Genomic DNA, 18,797 nt, shown 5'->3' with positions numbered 1-18,797 from the left:
ACCTATTGAAAGTTTAAAATTAGCCCAAAAAGACTCGTGTTGGCTGCCAAAGTATATCGTGAATATGAATAATTAAATTTTAAACGGTTCATTTTTAAACCGAAACCTAAAGAAATCCCCGAAAAATTACGCTGTTCATCAATTCTCAGTTCTTCTGCCCTTCTAAAATTGTAACCTAATCGCAAATTGACTGCTCTTCCCGGGAAAAGTTCAAGACCAATAACAGTATGTCTCAAAGCGTTATTTACAAAGGAAACTTTTTCCTCACTTATTGTACCATCAATATTGGATTCTCCCCGAACCGGATTAGAAAAAGAGATATTCCATTGTTGCAAATTTTCTAATGAAAGATGCCATCGAAGCGGAACATGTTCTAATTCTTGCGAAACACCGGCAATGATTTCAAACGGTAAATTCTCTTGTATTCCTGAATAAGTAGTAAACTGTGTCCCAACATTTCGAAATACTACGGCCAAATTTACATTATTTTTTTGAATTTGATACATAATTCCCACATCAATTGCTCCACCAACAGAATTATAACTTTCTAAGGTCGAAGTTATTAACTTGGCATTTACCCCAATATGAACGTCAGTAAAAGGAATATTATAGGCGTAACCCAGAGAAAGTGCACCTTCACTACCTGAAAAATCTGAAGTTGCCTGTCCATTTTCGTCATAACCTTCAAAGGTTCCGTAATTAACATAACTCACACCCGCAAAAAAAGTTTGCACATGCCTGTCATAAGTATAAGCATATGAAGCGGTTCCATAAGAAGCCTCACCATAATAACTCCCGTAATTCATTGCTAAATGATTGTCCATATCTTCATTTAAGGCTGCAGGATTTGACATTGCCTGATTAACGTCTTCATCATAAATTGTTATGTTTTCTCCTCCTAACGCTGCCTGCCTTGGTGACGAGGTCAGATTAAGAAATTGATAGGTGTAGCGCCCTCCAATTTGCCCGTAGGAAATCGAACAAATCAAGATAAAAAAAAGTAAAACAAATCGTTTTAACATGCTTTTGGGGCGATTCCTATATGGGAATAACGTAAATACAAATATAAAATTATATAACAGCAAAAATAAAATTAAACCTTAAATAAATTCCAATAAAAAAAATCCCAAATTCCAATCTGCTAATTAACAGTTTGGAATTTGGGATTTTAAAAAAATTGGATTTTAAAATGATGTTTTACTTTAAAGTTTTTGCATTTTTAGCATTTTGATCTGTCAAAGCCAAAGCCAAAACTTCGCTCATTTCTTTTACATAATGAAAAGTAAGACCTTCTAAATATTCTGCTTTAATTTCATCAATATCACTTTTGTTTTCGTGACATAAAATGATTTCCTTAATATTAGCTCTTTTAGCAGCAAGGATTTTCTCTTTAATTCCGCCAACAGGTAATACTTTTCCACGAAGTGTAATTTCACCTGTCATAGCAAGGCTTTTCTTCACTTTCTTTTGTGTCAGTAATGAAACTAAAGAAGTAAGCATGGCAATACCGGCACTTGGCCCGTCTTTTGGCGTTGCTCCTTCCGGAACGTGCAAATGGATATTGTATTTTTGGAACAATTCTATGCTTAAACCTAATTTTTTGGCATTCGCTTTAATATATTCCAAAGCAATTGTCGCCGATTCTTTCATGACATTCCCTAGGTTTCCGGTAATGGTCAAAGAACCTTTCCCTTCAGAAATTAAAGATTCAATAAAAAGAATATCTCCTCCAACACTTGTCCATGCAAGACCTGTAACCACTCCTGCAACATCATTATTTTCGTATTTATCACGCTCTAATCTTGGTACGCCTAAAGCAGTTATGATATCTTCATCTGTAACCTTTTTATTGTATTCCTCTTCCATTGCAACTGCTTTGGCAGCATTACGAATAACCTGAGCTATTTTAGTTTCTAAATTACGAACACCAGATTCACGTGTATAACCTTCAACGATTTTTTCTAATTGTTTTTTAGCAATTGTCAAATCTTTCGAAGTTAATCCATGGGCTTCTAATTGTTTCGGAAAAAGGTGTCTTTTGGCGATTTCTACTTTTTCTTCAATAGTATAACCTGACATTTTGATGACTTCCATTCTGTCACGCAATGCTGGCTGGATTGTTGCCATATTATTTGAGGTTGCAATAAACATCACTTTAGATAGATCAAATCCCATTTCAAGGAAATTATCGTAAAAAGCATTATTTTGCTCCGGATCTAAAACTTCTAATAAAGCTGAAGACGGATCTCCACTATTTCCGCTTGATAATTTATCAATTTCATCTAAAATAAAAACAGGATTTGAAGTTCCGGCTTTCTTTAAACTTTGAATAATTCGGCCTGGCATGGCACCAATATACGTTTTTCTGTGTCCACGAATTTCTGCTTCATCACGTAATCCTCCTAAAGAAATACGCACATATTCACGCCCAAGAGCTTCGGCAACTGAACGCCCAATTGAAGTTTTACCAACTCCCGGAGGTCCCGTCAAACAAATAATTGGCGATTTCATATCGTTACGAAGCTTCAATACTGCCAAGTGTTCGATCATTCTTTTCTTAACTTCTTCAAGTCCAAAATGATCTTTATCTAATACTTTTTGAGCAAATTTTAAATCAAATTTATCTTTAGAATATTCGCCCCAGGGCAATTCTAAAAATAACTCTAAATAGTTACGCTGAATTCCAAAATCAGGAGATTGTGGATTCATTCTGCGCATTTTAGATAATTCTTTTTCGAAATGTTTCTGCGTTTTTTCGTCCCATTTTTTGGTTTTCGCCTTCTGCCCCATTTCATCCATTTCTTCTTCCTGCGAAACGCCTCCCAATTCTTCCTGAATGGTTTTCATTTGCTGATGCAAGAAATATTCACGTTGTTGCTGATCTAAATCAAAACGAACTTTTGATTGAATATCATTCTTCAATTCTAATTTTTGAAGTTCAACATTCATGTAACGTAACGTTTCCAACGCACGTTCTTTTAATCCATTTATCGATAATAAACCTTGTTTTTCTTTTACCGATAAATTCATATTAGAAGAAACAAAATTGATTAAAAACGACTGGCTTTCAATGTTTTTAATCGCAAACGTAGCTTCTGAAGGAATGTTTGGACTTTCCTTAATAATTTGAATAGCCAATTCTTTTACAGAATCTAAGATTGCCGTAAACTCAGTATCATTTTCATCAGGACGATCTTCTGCAACTTCTTTAATAGTTGCAGTTATATAAGGTTCTTCAGAAACAACTTCGTCAATCTCGAAACGTTTTTTTCCTTGTAAAATAACTGTAACATTTCCGTCAGGCATTTTTAAAACACGAAGAATTCTGGCAACGGTTCCAATTTTATGAATATCATCTTTAGACGGATCTTCGTCTTCTTCATTAATTTGAGAAACTACACCAATAATTTTTCCGCCCGCATTGGCATCATTTATTAGCTTGATAGATTTATCTCTTCCTGCTGAAATTGGAATAACAACTCCTGGAAATAAAACAGTATTACGCAAAGGCAAAATAGGTAACGAAAGCGGAAGCTCCTCGTTATTCATTTCCTCTTCGTCTTCTGGAGTTAGTAATGGAATTAATTCTGCTTCTGAATCAAATTCTTGAAGTGACAGATTGTCAATAGTAAGTATTTTATGGTTTGACATAATAATATATAAGTCGTTTTGTCATTAAAAGTTAAATCCAAATTGCAAATGTACCCCTAAATACTCTCGGTTTTAATAAAACCATAATAAGTGTTTCATTTACAACATAGGCGGTAAAAATAGACAATCATTATGCCAAATGCAAAAGAGTCAGTTTTGAAATTCAATTTTAAGTAGCAAATCTAATTATTTCAAAAAAAATAAAATTAATTTTATGAAAAGTGTAACATATCAAAAAAAGCATAGTCATTATATAAAACTAGCAACCATTACTTGAGTATAACCAATCAAAATATCGAAGAATTAATCGCGCTTTGTAAAAACAACAATCAGAAGGCACAGTTTGAAATTTACAATCGTTACAGTAAAGCTATGTACAACGTAGCATACAGGATTGTAAAAGACGAACATTTTGCACAAGACGTCATGCAGGAAGGTTTCCTGAAAGCTTTTACAAAAATAAACGATTACAAGCAGGAAGTCGCTTTTGGCGCCTGGCTGAAAAAAATTATTGTCAATTATAGTATTGATTTTTATAAAAAGAATAATGCTTTTCAGGTCGAAGATCTAAGCAAGACACTTTATAAAATCGAAGAAAATGACAATTTTTATTCTGAAAACATTGATTTGAATTCGCTTAAAGTAAAACAGGTTTTAGATACCATTTTAGGCCTAAAAGATAATTATCGAATGGTATTGACGCTCTTTTATATTGAAGGTTACGATCAGGAAGAGATTAGCGAAATTTTGAATATTAGTTATGCAAACTGCAGAACAACATTAAGCAGAGCTAAAGAAAGCTTACGAAAAAAATTAGAGGAAATATAAAATCGCCACTTAAAACAATTTTGTGGCAACAAAAACAAATTAACAAAAGGCGATACCATATATCACCTCTGAAAAACAAAAATTAGGATATATGAAAAAGGAAAATGACAATTTAGATCAATTATTTAGCAAGTTTGAAAATCAATGGGACGTTCAGGAAATGAATTCCGATCATCAGATAGATTTTTTGAATAAATTAAATAAAAAACAACCAAAGAAGAAAAATTACTGGTTTGTAACTGCTATTGCGGCCTCGATTGTCTTAATGTTAGGAATATCATTGTTCTATAAGAATGAAAAACCAAAAGAGTTCAAATTTGCCTCTAAAGAAACGCAGCGAACTGATTCAATTTTTAGCATTTTAATCGATAACGAGCTAGTAAAATTAAAAGAAAAAAGTTCGCCTGAAAACGAACAAATTATTAACGACGCATTAAAACAAATGAAAGTTTTTGATGCTGATTACCAAAAAATTATTAATGAACTGCAAAAAAACGGCGAAAATAAACAAATCATTTACGCCATGATAAGTAATCTGCAGACGCGTATCTCTTTTTTGCAAACCGTTCTAAAAAGAATTGAAGAAAACGAAAATCTAAAAAACACCACAGATGAAAAAACATTATAAAATACTTATTCTATTCATTTTGATTCCTTTTCTCGGATTTTCAAATGATGACACTTTTATTTCAAAACAAAAAAACATTAAAAAAACCTATATCGTAAACCCGAATGCCGGAATTGATGTTGACAATAAATACGGAAATATTTCGGTATCAACCTGGGACGAAGATAAAATCGATATTGATATCACCATAAAAATTACCGGACCTAATGAAAACTGGGTAAACGAAAGACTAAACAGCATTGATGTTGATATTACAGCATTGAAATCTATGGTTACAGCTGTGACAAAACTTGGTAGTTCTTCGTTAAAAAGTAAAGGAAGTAATAATAGTTTTGAGATTAATTACGTGATAAAAATCCCAAAAAACGGAACCGTAAAATTGATGAATAAATATGGAAATATTACCATTCTTACTTTAGAGGGGGCTTCAGATATTACCTGCAAGTATGGAAAAGTTACCGCAGGAAAATTAAACAATACAAACAACAGATTTCAAATCGAATATTGCCAAAATTCTACAATCGATTATATTAAAAATGGAACTATTGAAGCTCGCTATTCAGGATTAAAAATAAATGATTCCGGTAACTTGAATCTTGATACTAATTATACTGATTTAGTTGTTGCTGACGGACAAAATATCAAATATGACTGTAATTATGGAACCTTAAAATTTCAGAAAATAAGTTCTTTTTCCGGATCTGGAAATTATCTTACCATTTCTATTGCCGAAATTTCAAACAATATAAATGTAGACGCCACTTACAGCAAAATAAATATTTCTACTATAACAAGTAAAGCAAATAATGTAAATATTAATACAGGTTATACTGATGTTTCTTTAGGATACGATATAAATTATGCTTTTGATTTCGACATTAATACTAAATATGGGAATATAAAAAACGATAACTCTCTCGATGTTTCTGTAACTGAAAGTAAAAATTCAAGCAAAAGAATCAGCGGCTTTAATAAGAAAAAAGGCCAAAACAAAGTAACAATTAATTCCAATTACGGAAACGTAACATTAATCAAAAAACAATAATCTTAAAAAATTTATAACAATGAAAAAATTAATACAATTAGTAGTTTATGGTGTATTTTTAACTGGCTTAACAGCACAAGCACAAGAAAAAATTAACGGTAATGGTAATGTTGTAACTCAAACAAGAACAACATCTGAATATGATGCAATTAAAATATCCGGTTTTTTTGATGTCGATTTAGTGTCAGGAAAAGAAGGGAAAATTACGATTAAGGGCGAAGAAAATATTCTATCTTCAATAATTGTTGAAGTTGAAGATAATGCTTTAAAAATTCAAGTTAAAAAAGGGATAAATTTACGTCCGAGCACAGGACAAAAAGTAGAAATAACAATTCCGTTTGACAAAATATCTGAGCTTAGCCTTTCTGGTTCAGGCGATATTACTACTAAATCTCCAATCAAAAATGACAAATTTTCAGCAAAATTATCGGGATCAGGGGATATTGATTTAGATGTTGCAACAAATTCCTTTGATTTCAGTTTGAGTGGTTCAGGGGATATTAAGTTAAAAGGAAGTTCTGACAGCGTAGTTATTAAACTTTCTGGTTCAGGGGATATTGAAGCTGCAAATTTGAAATCTAAAAATGCCAATATAACCGTTTCTGGCTCTGGAGATGTTAAAGTAAACTGCAATGAAAGTTTAACTGCCAGAGTTTCTGGTTCAGGAGACATTAAATATACTGGAAGCCCAGAGAAACGTGATGTAAAAGTTTCTGGTTCAGGGAGTATTTCAAAAGTGTAATAATTGTAATGACCAAGTTGAATGCAAAATCAACTTAGTCTCAGATTATCATCAATCAAATAAATCACTTTTATATAAATCTATCAAAGGCGCTTAATTAATTTACAGCGCCTTTTTTATGCACTCTTCTCAACAGAAAAATAGCCGCAACAAAGAAGATTCCTAAAATGGTAAAGGCTACACGGGGCCTTCCTGTTATTTGATCTATAATCCCGTAAAAACACATTCCGATAACAATTCCGATTTTCTCTGCAACATCATAAAAACTAAAAAATGATGCTGTGTCTTTTGTTTCAGGTAGAAGTTTTGAATAGGTAGAGCGTGACAAGGCTTGTATTCCTCCCATTACAAATCCCGCCACTGTAGCCATAACATAAAAATGAATTGGCAGTGTAATGAAAAAAGCAAGACCACAAGAAACAGCCCATATACAGTTTATTACAATTAAAATTGGAATATTGCCAAATTTAGCCGAAGCTCTGGAAGTTAAAAAAGCTCCAACAACCGCTACCAATTGTATAATTAAAATACAGGTGATCAAACCAATTGTACCTTCTTCTTTTGATGACCATTGAATTTCCTGAGCGCCAAAATAAGTTGCTACAAGCATAACGGTCTGAACTGCCATACTAGAAACGAAAAATCCTCCTAAATATCTCTTTAAGGGAATATTTTCCTGTAATAAAGCCCAAACTTTTTTTAATTCTTTGAAACCGTTAAATATTACATCATTGGTTAGTTTTTGACCATTTTCTTTGTTTCCTTTTGGCAAATAATAATAAGTATATTGACTAAATAATATCCACCAAACGCCTACCATTATAAAGGAATAACGCATAGCCTTCATTGCAGCTTCACCATCTGTTCCGCTGATTCCAAAAAGTTTTGGCTTCATGATCATTGCTAAATTAATGATCAATAAAATTACACTTCCAATATAACCTAAAGAATATCCTTTGGCACTAATTTTATCTTGTTGTTCTTCAAATGCAATATCTGGCAAATAAGAATTATAAAAAACCAAACTCCCCCAATATCCAATCAATCCCAGGAAATAGAATGCCAGTCCGATATAAATATTATCAAGATCAAACCAATACAATCCCATACAGGACAGCGCTCCTAAATAACAGAAAAATTTCATAAAGGATTTTTTATTCCCAACATAATCAGCAATTCCTGACAATAAAGGAGAAATAAAAGAAACTACTAAAAAGGCAAAAGCAGTTGTAAAACTAATTAATGCAGAATTCTTTAGATGCATACCAAAAACATCAATATAATGATTATCCTTTGAAAATAAAGCTTCATAAAATATTGGAAAAACTGCCGAAGCAATAGTAAGCGTATAAACTGAATTTGCCCAATCATAAAATGCCCAGGCATTTAATAATTTTTTATCTCCTTTTTGTAGGTTTTTCATAGAAGTGGTTTTGTTAATGCGCTACGAATTTATTTAATTTTTATGATAATCAAATAGATTTTTGTCTAATTCGTGTATTAATAAATTATAAACAATTTAAAATTTTGCATAAAAAAAAGCCACTCTTTTCAGAATAGCTTTTAAATATTTTTGGAATTGAATTTATCTGATTGTCCCTACTTTAAGAGCAGTTGCTTTTGCTTCTGGTATTAATTTTTTCAAATTGGCAATTCTGGTAGCGTCTGAAGGGTGTGTACTCATAAATTCCGGCGTTCCGGCTGCACCAGATTTCGCTGACATTCTGCTCCAAAAAGCAATAGCATCATCAGGATTGTAACCTGCAATTGCCATTAGTGTCAAACCAATTTTATCTGCTTCGCTTTCATTGCTTCTGCTAAAAGGAAGCATTACCCCTACTTCAGAGCCAACTCCATAAGCTTGTGAAAATATTTGTCTGGTAGACTCAGATTTGTTACTTGTCGCTGCGTCTAATGCGACACCTCCAATTTGTTGTAGTTGTGCGGCAGACATTCTTTGTGCCCCATGATTAGCCAGTGCATGTGAAACTTCGTGTCCCATAACTGTTGCTAATCCGGCTTCGTCCTGTGTAACCGGCAAAATTCCTGAATACACTACGATTTTTCCACCAGGCATACACCATGCATTTACTTCTTTATTATCCACAAGTTTATATTCCCAACGATAATCTTTTAAATATTGCGTTTGTCCTAAGTAAGTTAAATATTTTTCGGCAGCTGTCTTAATTCTTAGGCCTACTGTTTCAACTCTTTTGGCATCAGGAGTTCCTGTTATAACCTTATTTTCAGAGATAAATGCGTTATATTGCTGAAAAGAAGTTGGAAATAATTCACTATTTGAAACAAAATTTAAATTTTGTTTTCCTGTAATTGGATTGGTTGCACAGCCAATTAAAACAGCTATACAAATCCCTAATATTAGATATTTTTTCATGATTTTTGATATTTTACTACACAAAAATACAATTAATATTAACTTTTTATTTTATATAATTTTTTGCAAACGTATCAGAATTTACTTATTCGCCTACAATATGAAGTTCATTAAACTCTTTATCAACGATTAAGAAATGATTTTCATCAAAAGCAATTTTGTCAAATTCTACTTTTTCATTATCAATTTCAATTTCAGTTACTTTAAAAGGCAAACCAATTAAGTTGATTTTATATTTACTGTATGGAGTATCATATTTTCCTTCTTTGTGCAATTGAATAATTAATTCCTTTTCTTTTCCAATTGTTCTAAAAGATAAGTAACTGTAACGGCCTTTTTTATAATCATAACCGTCTTGTGCATCTTCATATACAAAAGATTGTTCTTTTCCTATTTTGAAGTATAAATCAAGTGTTAATTCGTCAAATTCAAGTTCACCAACATATTGCTGAACTGGATATTTTGGAATAATAGCACCTGCTTTTACAAAAACGGGAATCTCATCAAATTTAGTGTCAACCCAAACTTCTCTTCCGCCTATTGAAAATTCATTTGTCCAGTAGTTATACCATTCTCCTCTGGGAATATACATTCGTCTACCCACAGCATTAGGTTCAAGAATTGGGCAAACTAAAATTTGATTTCCAAAGATAAATTCATCATTACGATAATGAGTTTGAATATCTTCCTGATCATAATAAACCAATGGTTTTAACATCGGAACACCTTCTTCAATATATTGCCAGAACATCGTATACAAATAAGGCAACAATTGGTAACGAAGGCTGACAAATTTTCTGGTAATATTGATCACTTCTTCATCAAAAGCCCACGGTTCCTGATTGCCATGATCTCCTGAAGAGTGTGTTCTGCAAAAAGGATGAAAAACACCTAACTGAATCCAACGTGCATATAATTCACCTGTTGGTTGTTCTGCAAAACCACCAATATCAGAACCAGTGAATCCCATTCCTGAAATACACATTCTTTGCACCTGAATGTTTGCAATCCATAAATGTTCCCAGGTTGCAACATTATCTCCGGTCCAGGAAGAAGTATAACGTTGTGCTCCAGAATAAGCTGATCTTGTTATTACGAAAGGACGTTTTGGATAAGCAAAACGCTTTACACCATGATATGTAGCTCTCGCCATTTGTGTACCGTAAATATTGTGTGCTTTTCTATGACTGCAGGGATTTCCATCGTAAGAGTGACGAACATCCATCGGGAAAGTTTTATTAGGAACCTCCATAACAGCTGGTTCATTCATATCATTCCAAACTCCTTTTACGCCAATATCTGAAATTAATTCTTTAAATAATCCTGCCCACCACTCTCTGACTACGGGATTTGTATAATCTGGGAAATTACATTCTCCTGGCCAAACTTTCCCTTTCATATAAGGTCCGTCGGCTCTTTTACAGAAATAATCTTTTTCTAAAGCTTCCTGGTAAACCCAATAATCTTTATCAATTTTAATTCCGGGATCGATGATTACAATTGTTTTAAAACCATCTTCGGCTAATTCAGCTACCATTTTTTTGGGGTCAGGAAAATATTCCTTATTCCAGGTAAAACATCGAAAACCTTCCATATAATCTATATCCAAATAAATGGCATCACACGGAATTTTAAGTTCCCTAAATTTTGAGGTAATTTCTTTTACTTTACTTTCCGGATAATAACTCCATTTACATTGGTGATATCCTAAAACCCAAAGTGGGGGTAATTCAGGCTTACCAGTTAAATCTGTATAAGTTGTTACAACATCTTGCATTTGGGGGCCGTAAATGAAATAATAATTCATTTCACCGCCTTCAGCCCAAAAGCTGGCAACGTTTCTTCTTTCCTGACAAAAATCAAAAAAAGTTCTAAAAGTATTATCAAAGAAAATCCCGTATGATTGTTTGTTATGTAAACCAATATAGAATGGAACAACTTTATACAAAGGTTCCTGATCTTTTTGATAGGCATATTGATCAGTGGCAAAATTCTCAAGTCTTTTGCCTTTTAAATTCATTTGCGTGGCTTTATCTCCAAGACCGTAAAAGCATTCTCCATCTTTAGAAGATTTACTCATTTTTACGATATTCCCACCGTATTCGTAACTTTCTTCCCAATGAAAACCAAGTTCATCTTCAAGAATTAAAAGATCATTTAAATCGTAAATCGACAAACGCAGATCTGCTTTCTGAATTTTACATTTTACTTTGCTTGTTCTAATCACAAAATAAGTTTCCTCTTCAATAAGTTCTAAAAAATTATAACCGTGAAGTTGCGTTTTATCAATTGCATATGAAAAGTCATTGCTAAAATATCCTTTTGTAGTAAAGCGAAATCGAATTAAACTGTCTCTAAGAATAGTGACTTTTAAGATTACCTTGTTATCTGTATGAAAAAAAATAGAATCGCCTTCATGTTCATGCGAAACGATTTTTGATGGATATAAATCGCCTTTATATTCTAATGATGTATTTGTAATCATATTGCTAATGCATTAATTATTCTAACTATATCGCTATTTCAAACATACAAAAAAACTATATAAAGCACTATGAATATGAGGTTTATTCACGAAAACGTTTTTTCTGTATGACTAACAAATTACATCTCAAAAAATCAACAATTCGATAATATTAGAATCAAAAAATGATAAATTGGCATTCAATAAATTAATATAGAAATTTTAAGTAAAGGAATAAACAGTCACACTTAAAGGAGGTAAGGTTAATTCAACCGAATAATCTCTGCCATCATATGGTGAAGATTCAATTTTTATCGCTTTTGAATTTCCAACACCACTTCCTCCATAAGCCTTTGCATCACTATTAAAAATCTCTTCTAATTTGCCTTTTTGAGAAATTCCGATTCTGTAGTTTTCCCGAATAACCTGAGTAAGATTACAAACCACAATTAGATTTTCATCTGAATTATTTCCTTTTCGGATATAGGATAAAACAGCATTTTGATGATCTGAATAATTAATCCATTCAAAACCTTCTCCGGTAAACTGCTTTTCGAACAATGCTGGACGAGATTTATACAATTGATTCAAATCTGTAATTAACTTTTTTATACCTGAATGATAATCGTACTGAAGTAAGTGCCAATCTAAACTTTTTTCAAAATTCCATTCATCGCTTTGACCAAATTCAGAACCCATAAACAATAATTTTGTTCCTGGATGCGTAAACATATAACCGTACAGCAATCTTAAATTGGCAAATTTCTGCCATTCATCTCCTGGCATTTTATTGGCAATCGATTTTTTTCCATACACGACTTCATCATGCGAAAAAGGGAGCATAAAATTTTCCGTAAAAGCATAAGTCATTGAAAAAGTCAAATCATTTTGATGATACTTGCGATAAACAGTTTCTTTTTGAAAGTATTTTAAAGTATCGTGCATCCAGCCCATCATCCATTTCATTCCAAAGCCTAAACCGCCGGTAAAAGTAGGTCGTGAAACCATTGGAAAAGAAGTACTTTCTTCAGCAATAGTTTGAACTCCATCAAAATTAGCATAGATTACCTCATTAAATTCTTTAAGAAAACTTATGGTATCTAAATTCTCTCTTCCTCCATAAATATTAGGTTCCCACTCGCCTTCTTCACGAGAATAATCCAAATATAGCATTGAAGCTACAGCATCAACTCTCAAACCATCAGCATGATAATGTTGCAGCCAAAAAACGGCGTTACTAATTAAAAAAGCACGGACTTCATTACGTCCGTAATTAAAAATCAAACTTTTCCAATCCGGATGATATCCTTTTCGGCGATCCGGATGTTCATATAAATGTGAACCGTCAAAGAAACCTAACCCATGAGCATCATCTGGGAAATGTGATGGAACCCAGTCTAAAATCACACCAATACCAGCCTGGTGTAATTTATCAACCAAAACCATAAAATCCTGCGGTTTTCCAAAACGAGAAGTAGGTGCAAAATATCCTGTCAACTGATATCCCCAGGAAGGGTCATACGGATATTCCATAATCGGCATAAATTCAACATGAGTAAAACCTGTTTCTTTTACGTAGGAAACCAAATCATCTGCCAATTCTAAATAAGTCATAAACCGATTATGATCAGCGCGTTTCCATGAACCCAAATGTACTTCGTAAACCGAATAAGGTTTGTCTAATGCATTTGTTTCCTTTCTGGATTGCATCCAATTTTCATCCTTCCATTTATAATCTAAATCCCATACTACAGAAGCAGTATGAGGTGGCTTTTCACAATATAAAGCGAATGGATCTGCTTTCTCAGTTACAATGTCATTAATATTAGATTGAATTTTATATTTATAAAGTGCTCCTTTTGTAATTTCTGGAATAAAACCTTCCCAAATTCCGGAAGAATCCCAACGAACTTGTAATTGATGTTCGTTCCCTGTCCAATAATTAAAATCCCCAACAACAGCAACAGATTGCGCAGTAGGTGCCCAAACGGCAAAATAAACACCTTTCACTCCGTTAACTTCAACTAAATGCGCTCCTAACTTTTCATATAATTTGAAGTGTTTTCCTGCTTTGAATAAATTAATATCAAAATCAGTGAATAGAGAATGCGTGATTACTTTAGACATATTTGGTTTTTAAGGCAATAATTAATTTTTACGCTTTTATTCAATTCTGAAATTATCCGAGAGAATTGCTCCTTTTTTAATCACTACAATACCATCTTTTATACTGTATAATTCATTAGTGAAATTATCTAAATGTTTCCCTCCGCTGATATGCACATTGTTTCCAATACGTACATTTTTATCGACTAAGGCATTTTGAATAAAACAGTTTTCACCGATTCCTACATGAATTTTGTTGTTATTTGCTTCATGATTTAGTTCATCAAGATCCTGATAAAAGTCGTTGCCCATCACATAGCAGTTTTCAAGTACAGTTCCCTCTCCAATTCTGGAACGAATTCCAATTACAGATCTCTTGATTTCTTTAGCATTGATAATACATCCTTCAGAAATTAGTGATTGATTAATAATTGAATTTCTAAATTTTGACGGAGGAAGTAATCTTGGTCGTGTGAAGATTTTATTGTCATTATCAAATAAATTAAACTCGGGAATATCTGCGGTTAGACCAATATTTGCTTCAAAAAATGATTCAATATTTCCAATATCTGTCCAATATCCTTCATACTGATAACTTAAGATTTTATGTTTTCCAACAGCTTGCGGAATGATTTCTTTCCCAAAATCCTTAGTGTGCGGGTCGGCCATTAAATCTTCTAATAATTGGCGATTGAAAATATAGATTCCCATTGAAGCTAAGTATTTCTTGCCTTTCTCCTGCATTTGCTCACTAACTTCAGATTCCCATTCAGGCAATAATGAAGCATCAGGTTTTTCAATAAAAGCTTCGATACAACTTTCATGATTAGTTTTAAGAATCCCGAATTCAGGAGCATCTTTAGCATTTACAGGTAAAGTAGCAATAGAGATTGCTGCATCAGCTGCAATATGAGCTTCCAGCATTTCATTGAAATCCATTTGGTACAATTGATCCCCCGATAAAATTAAGGCGTAATCAAATTCGTGCTTAAGAAAATGCGACATACATTGTCGAACGGCATCTGCAGTTCCCTGAAACCAGGTTGGATTATCAGGAGTTTGTTCTGCTGCCAAAATATCAACAAATGACTGGCTGAAAATACTAAAATTAAAAGTGTTTTTGATATGGGCATTCAAAGATGCCGAATTAAATTGTGTCAAAACAAATATTTTAAAAATATCAGAATTGATACAATTTGAAATAGGAATATCAACCAATCTATATTTTCCACCAATTGGCACCGCAGGTTTTGATCTCGTCTCTGTTAATGGAAACAAACGTGACCCTTGTCCTCCTCCTAAAATAATAGCAACTACATTTTTCTTTTTAAATTTCATTTTTCTCAATTATTAGGTTGTATATCTCGATGTACTCTTGGCAAACTCTTTCCCAGGAATGATCTGTCGCCATTCCTTTTTTTATAATTTTATTGAAATTGACTTTATCAGCATACAATTTCACGGCACGATTTATAGAATAACAAACATCCCCAACTGAAGCCTGATCATGGCAAATACCGTTTCCGTTATCCCCAAAATCAATTACTGTATCACGCAATCCTCCAGTTCTTCTAACAATCGGAACTGTTCCATAACGCAACGCGTACATTTGGTTTAACCCACAAGGTTCAACTCGTGAAGGCATTAAAATATAATCGGAACCGGCATAAATCAAATGAGCTAATTCTTCATTATAGCCAATAAAAACATTATAATTCCCATTATAATCATTTCGCAATTGCACTAACTGTTCTTCGATTACAGCATTTCCAGATCCTAGAATCAAAATATTGATGTTTTCAAAATTTTCAGATAAGGCCAAAGCCGATGCCTGAGGTAGTAAATCCCCACCTTTTTCTTCAAATAAACGCCCAATAAAACTAAATAACGGTTTTGATGGATCTAATTCAAACTGTTCACAAAGCTTTTCTTTATTTTTCTGTTTACCTATTTCAAAAGTTTCAATTGAATAATTAGCATCAATCATCTGATCCTTAGACGGGTCCCAAACCTCAAAATCAATTCCATTTAGAATTCCTTTTGACTTGCTTCTGACCGAAGTAAAAAGACTTTCTAATCCATTTGCCGCATAATTAATCTCATTCAAATAACTAGGAGAAACAGTTGTAACAGCATGAGCACATTTCACACCTACAGCCAATGAATTAAGAGAATTATTCCATTCTAAAAATCCAACGTGAATCAAATCAAATTCGGGTAAATAATGCAATTTATCAAATCCAAACCAGCCCTGATATAAGCCATTATGAATGGTAATTACTGTTCTGATACTTCTTAAACCTTCATATTTATAAGCATATTTAATCATGAACGGAATTACTCCGGTATGATGATCATGGCAATTAATAATAGCCGGAACTTCTTTTCGAGATATAATCCAATCTAAAGCCGCGATCTGAAAAGATAAAAAACGCTCTATATCATCTTCATATCCGTATACATTTGGTCGATCAAATAACTCATTAATTTGTATCAGATATAATTCATAACCAAGTTTATCCGTTGTTTCTTTTAAAATACTAAAAGGGAAATCAAAATTTCCTAACTTAACATTTCCCCAATGAACACATTCAAAATCATTTTCATTTTTAAACTTTGTATCATAACAAGGAACAACAACCCGAACCTTATGACCGGCATTTGTCTGATATTTTGGTAATGCTCCAACAACATCGGCCAAACCGCCAACTTTTGCCATTGGATAACATTCTGCACTGATATGAAATATTTCCATTTTAGAAATTTATAAACATCTATATTATTGTACTACATTTATGTTTCCTAAATTTAGGAAAAAATAAGCAACATTTAGCTCTTATAAAAAATTTATTAATATGGCAAAAAAGGAAACTAATCCTACTAAATCATTAAAAATTCCGCAGCTTATAATTTTATCTGCTAAATTATGTGCTTTTATATCTACTAAATTAGCAACAACCTATGCTGCAAAACTATTTACAACACCGATAAAACATAAAGTTCCAAAACGGGAGCTTGAAATGGATTCTAAAAGTATCAAAAAGGTAATCAATGTTCCAGCAATTGACAAAAATATAATCACGTACCAATATGGAACAAGTGATCATAAAATCTTGTTAGTCCACGGTTGGTCAGGCAGAGGTACACAATTATTCAAAATAGCAGATGCATTGTTAAAAATTGGATATTCTACTATTAGTTTTGATGCGCCAGCGCACGGGAAGTCACAAGGGACAACAACTATAATGTCAGAATTTATTCATTCTATATTAGAAATTGAAAAACAATTTGGCCCTTTTGAAATTGCAATTGGTCATTCTTTGGGAGGAATGTCAGTTTTGAATGCTATTAAAGATGGTTTAAAAGTAAATAAGGCAATTATAATTGGCAGTGGTGATATTGTTCAGGATATCCTCGACGAATTTACTTCCAAATTAGGTTTGAAACCAGAAATGAGCATCCAGCTACGTGATCATTTTGAGCACAAATATGAGGTAAAAATGGATGATTTTTCAGCTTATAAAGCAGCTCAAAAAGTACAAATTCCAGTTTTAGTAATACATGATAATGATGATCCTGAAGTTCCTGTAAAAGCTGGAATTCATATTCATAAAAATTTAGAAAACGGATTATTATTTTTAACTGATGGTTTAGGTCATAGAAAAATTCTGGGAAATCAAAATGTCATAAATAAAATTATCAATTTCATTAAAAGTACCTAATTTTGTGATAGTTACTCACTTTTTATTTAAATCTAAAAAATACAAAATGAATTTATTTGGAGAAACATCAGATTGGGAAGCGAAACTGCAGCCCATTTTAGAAAAATATAAAGGAAAGAAACATCCTCTTGAATATCAAAATACATATCAATTGATGGTGATGGTAATTTTATCTGCACAAGATTCAGATGCCAATATTAATAAAATTGCTCCGTCTTTATTTGAAAAATTTCCCACACTGAAAAGTTTATCCCAAACAGATTCTGAAACTTTAATGCCTTACATTAGTAAAGTTCGAAATTATCCAACCAAAACTCAATGGATTTTAGAAATTGCAAAAACTCTCAAAGGAGACGAAAATATTCCTTTAAACCTAAAGGAATTAACTAGTTTGAAAGGAATTGGCAGAAAATCTGCCAATGTTATTTTAAGGGAAACTCATCAACCTGCAGAAGGCATAATAGCTGATCTTCATGTTATTAGGGTAGCACCAAGAATTGGTATTATAAAAGAAAGTAAAGATGGAACTAAAGTCGAAAAAGAGCTTATGCAAGCCCTGCCAAAATCAATTTGGTCCGAAATTGGAATGGCGATTTCCTTTTTAGGAAGGGAAACCTGTAGACCAAAACCAAAATGTGAGGAATGCGTGTTAGCGGATATTTGTCTTTATTATGCCACTTATGTAGCATAAAAGATATTACTTTCTTCTGGTGTCAATCAGATAAATAATTTTCCAGGAATCCTTTTCTTTAAATAAAGTAAAGGTATTTACACCGGTATGACTTAATTTATTATTCAAATAAAACTCATAGGGCGCCCAAACATGCGCCATTGTTCCATCAATTTGAATAGTATAACTTAAAATTTTCTCTTGAAATTTCATAGAAGAAGGAATTGTCGCAATTGATTTGTAAAAATCTTTTGCATTTTCATCCGATAATTTATTTCCTTTAACAGCACTCTCGCTAATTGACTGCAAAATCATTTTATCAGTACAAACCGATTTTATTTTAACTGTATCTTTTTGATGAAATCCTTCAAAAAAGATCTCTATGTTTTTTTGAACCTCTTGTTTCTGTGCATTGGCAACTATTCCAAAAAGCAATGTTATTAGTATAATATAATTTCTCATAAAATAAATATAAATTAAACGCCAAATTGACTTAAATGATGTTCTAAATGTTTTGAGAACATATTATTCCATTCTTTAGCAGTT

Annotated in this window: 15 protein-coding genes; 6 read left to right on the top strand and 9 right to left on the bottom strand. The window is 32.6% G+C overall.

Translation table 11 applies throughout. The annotated features are described in order from the left end of the window. Nucleotides 1–2: 2 nt before the first annotated feature. Both porQ and lon read right to left on the bottom strand, forming a co-directional pair. Nucleotides 3–1,022: a type IX secretion system protein PorQ gene (gene porQ / locus AC6CH4_RS20275; RefSeq protein ID WP_498106179.1), complete on the bottom strand. Its 1,020-nt coding sequence runs from the start codon at nt 1,020–1,022 to the stop codon at nt 3–5. A 175-nt stretch (nt 1,023–1,197) separates the two neighbouring features. Then, nucleotides 1,198–3,651 (bottom strand): endopeptidase La, encoded by a 2,454-nt coding sequence (lon, locus tag AC6CH4_RS20270; protein WP_498106177.1) that lies wholly within the window; start codon nt 3,649–3,651, stop codon nt 1,198–1,200. A gap of 273 nt (nt 3,652–3,924) precedes the next feature. Here lon and AC6CH4_RS20265 point away from each other — a divergent pair, with 273 nt between their 5' ends. The 4 genes from AC6CH4_RS20265 (at nt 3,925) to AC6CH4_RS20250 (ending at nt 6,894) form a co-directional block, all read left to right on the top strand. Beyond that, the gene (locus tag AC6CH4_RS20265; RefSeq protein ID WP_498106175.1) at nt 3,925–4,479 is read left to right on the top strand and encodes an RNA polymerase sigma factor; all 555 of its coding nucleotides are present in this window, start codon (nt 3,925–3,927) and stop codon (nt 4,477–4,479) included. A 91-nt stretch (nt 4,480–4,570) separates the two neighbouring features. Then, entirely contained in the window at nt 4,571–5,107 is a 537-nt protein-coding gene (locus AC6CH4_RS20260) for an anti-sigma factor (RefSeq protein WP_498106173.1), read from the top strand. Then, complete coding sequence (locus AC6CH4_RS20255) at nt 5,091–6,152, top strand: DUF4097 family beta strand repeat-containing protein (RefSeq protein ID WP_498106171.1); 1,062 nt, start codon at nt 5,091–5,093, stop codon at nt 6,150–6,152. Before AC6CH4_RS20260 ends, AC6CH4_RS20255 begins: the two co-directional genes overlap by 17 nt. A 19-nt stretch (nt 6,153–6,171) precedes the next feature. Next, nucleotides 6,172–6,894 (top strand): head GIN domain-containing protein, encoded by a 723-nt coding sequence (locus AC6CH4_RS20250; RefSeq protein ID WP_498106169.1) that lies wholly within the window; start codon nt 6,172–6,174, stop codon nt 6,892–6,894. Between the two features lie 97 nt (nt 6,895–6,991). Here the strand turns inward: AC6CH4_RS20250 and AC6CH4_RS20245 are convergent, their stop codons facing one another. The 6 genes from AC6CH4_RS20245 to AC6CH4_RS20220 form a co-directional block, all read right to left on the bottom strand. Then, nucleotides 6,992–8,317, bottom strand: coding sequence for an MFS transporter (locus AC6CH4_RS20245; RefSeq protein ID WP_498106167.1), 1,326 nt, complete (start codon nt 8,315–8,317; stop codon nt 6,992–6,994). A gap of 162 nt (nt 8,318–8,479) precedes the next feature. Next, nucleotides 8,480–9,289, bottom strand: coding sequence for a M48 family metallopeptidase (locus tag AC6CH4_RS20240; RefSeq protein ID WP_498106165.1), 810 nt, complete (start codon nt 9,287–9,289; stop codon nt 8,480–8,482). An 85-nt stretch (nt 9,290–9,374) separates the two neighbouring features. Then, a complete protein-coding gene (locus tag AC6CH4_RS20235) occupies nt 9,375–11,774 on the bottom strand; it encodes a glycoside hydrolase family 31 protein (protein WP_498106163.1) in 2,400 nt (799 codons plus the stop codon). Nucleotides 11,775–11,975: 201 nt separating this feature from the next. After that, the gene (gene glgB / locus AC6CH4_RS20230; protein ID WP_498106161.1) at nt 11,976–13,880 is read right to left on the bottom strand and encodes a 1,4-alpha-glucan branching protein GlgB; all 1,905 of its coding nucleotides are present in this window, start codon (nt 13,878–13,880) and stop codon (nt 11,976–11,978) included. A 36-nt stretch (nt 13,881–13,916) separates the two neighbouring features. Then, nucleotides 13,917–15,197 carry a glucose-1-phosphate adenylyltransferase gene (locus AC6CH4_RS20225; protein WP_498106159.1) on the bottom strand — a complete coding sequence of 427 codons (1,281 nt, stop codon included), beginning with the start codon at nt 15,195–15,197 and terminating at the stop codon, nt 13,917–13,919. Then, entirely contained in the window at nt 15,187–16,614 is a 1,428-nt protein-coding gene (locus AC6CH4_RS20220; RefSeq protein ID WP_498106157.1) for a glycogen synthase, read from the bottom strand. The genes AC6CH4_RS20225 and AC6CH4_RS20220 overlap by 11 nt, the downstream gene beginning before the upstream one ends. A 100-nt stretch (nt 16,615–16,714) precedes the next feature. Between AC6CH4_RS20220 and AC6CH4_RS20215 the strand changes: the two genes are divergently transcribed. Together AC6CH4_RS20215 and AC6CH4_RS20210 are read left to right on the top strand one after the other, a co-directional pair. Continuing rightward, a complete protein-coding gene (locus tag AC6CH4_RS20215) occupies nt 16,715–17,581 on the top strand; it encodes an alpha/beta hydrolase (RefSeq protein ID WP_498106155.1) in 867 nt (288 codons plus the stop codon). A gap of 46 nt (nt 17,582–17,627) precedes the next feature. Next, nucleotides 17,628–18,272 (top strand): endonuclease III domain-containing protein, encoded by a 645-nt coding sequence (locus AC6CH4_RS20210; protein WP_498106153.1) that lies wholly within the window; start codon nt 17,628–17,630, stop codon nt 18,270–18,272. Nucleotides 18,273–18,278: 6 nt separating this feature from the next. Here the strand turns inward: AC6CH4_RS20210 and AC6CH4_RS20205 are convergent, their stop codons facing one another. Then, nucleotides 18,279–18,713 (bottom strand): Cif family virulence factor, encoded by a 435-nt coding sequence (locus AC6CH4_RS20205; protein ID WP_498106151.1) that lies wholly within the window; start codon nt 18,711–18,713, stop codon nt 18,279–18,281. Nucleotides 18,714–18,797 lie beyond the last annotated feature (84 nt).

The sequence above is a fragment of the Flavobacterium sp. GQ95 genome, from assembly GCF_059758655.1.
The sequence above is the reverse complement of the archived record's forward strand: the minus strand, read 5'-3'. Positions and strand labels throughout refer to the sequence as shown.

Coding starts and splice junctions, on each gene's coding strand:
- porQ (WP_498106179.1), bottom strand. CDS start 1,022: ATGTTAAAACGATTTGTTTTACTTTTTTTTATCTTGATTTGTTCGATT.
- lon (WP_498106177.1), bottom strand. CDS start 3,651: ATGTCAAACCATAAAATACTTACTATTGACAATCTGTCACTTCAAGAA.
- AC6CH4_RS20260 (WP_498106173.1), top strand. CDS start 4,571: ATGAAAAAGGAAAATGACAATTTAGATCAATTATTTAGCAAGTTTGAA.
- AC6CH4_RS20255 (WP_498106171.1), top strand. CDS start 5,091: ATGAAAAAACATTATAAAATACTTATTCTATTCATTTTGATTCCTTTT.
- AC6CH4_RS20250 (WP_498106169.1), top strand. CDS start 6,172: ATGAAAAAATTAATACAATTAGTAGTTTATGGTGTATTTTTAACTGGC.
- AC6CH4_RS20245 (WP_498106167.1), bottom strand. CDS start 8,317: ATGAAAAACCTACAAAAAGGAGATAAAAAATTATTAAATGCCTGGGCA.
- AC6CH4_RS20240 (WP_498106165.1), bottom strand. CDS start 9,289: ATGAAAAAATATCTAATATTAGGGATTTGTATAGCTGTTTTAATTGGC.
- AC6CH4_RS20235 (WP_498106163.1), bottom strand. CDS start 11,774: ATGATTACAAATACATCATTAGAATATAAAGGCGATTTATATCCATCA.
- glgB (WP_498106161.1), bottom strand. CDS start 13,880: ATGTCTAAAGTAATCACGCATTCTCTATTCACTGATTTTGATATTAAT.
- AC6CH4_RS20225 (WP_498106159.1), bottom strand. CDS start 15,197: ATGAAATTTAAAAAGAAAAATGTAGTTGCTATTATTTTAGGAGGAGGA.
- AC6CH4_RS20220 (WP_498106157.1), bottom strand. CDS start 16,614: ATGGAAATATTTCATATCAGTGCAGAATGTTATCCAATGGCAAAAGTT.
- AC6CH4_RS20215 (WP_498106155.1), top strand. CDS start 16,715: ATGGCAAAAAAGGAAACTAATCCTACTAAATCATTAAAAATTCCGCAG.
- AC6CH4_RS20210 (WP_498106153.1), top strand. CDS start 17,628: ATGAATTTATTTGGAGAAACATCAGATTGGGAAGCGAAACTGCAGCCC.
- AC6CH4_RS20205 (WP_498106151.1), bottom strand. CDS start 18,713: ATGAGAAATTATATTATACTAATAACATTGCTTTTTGGAATAGTTGCC.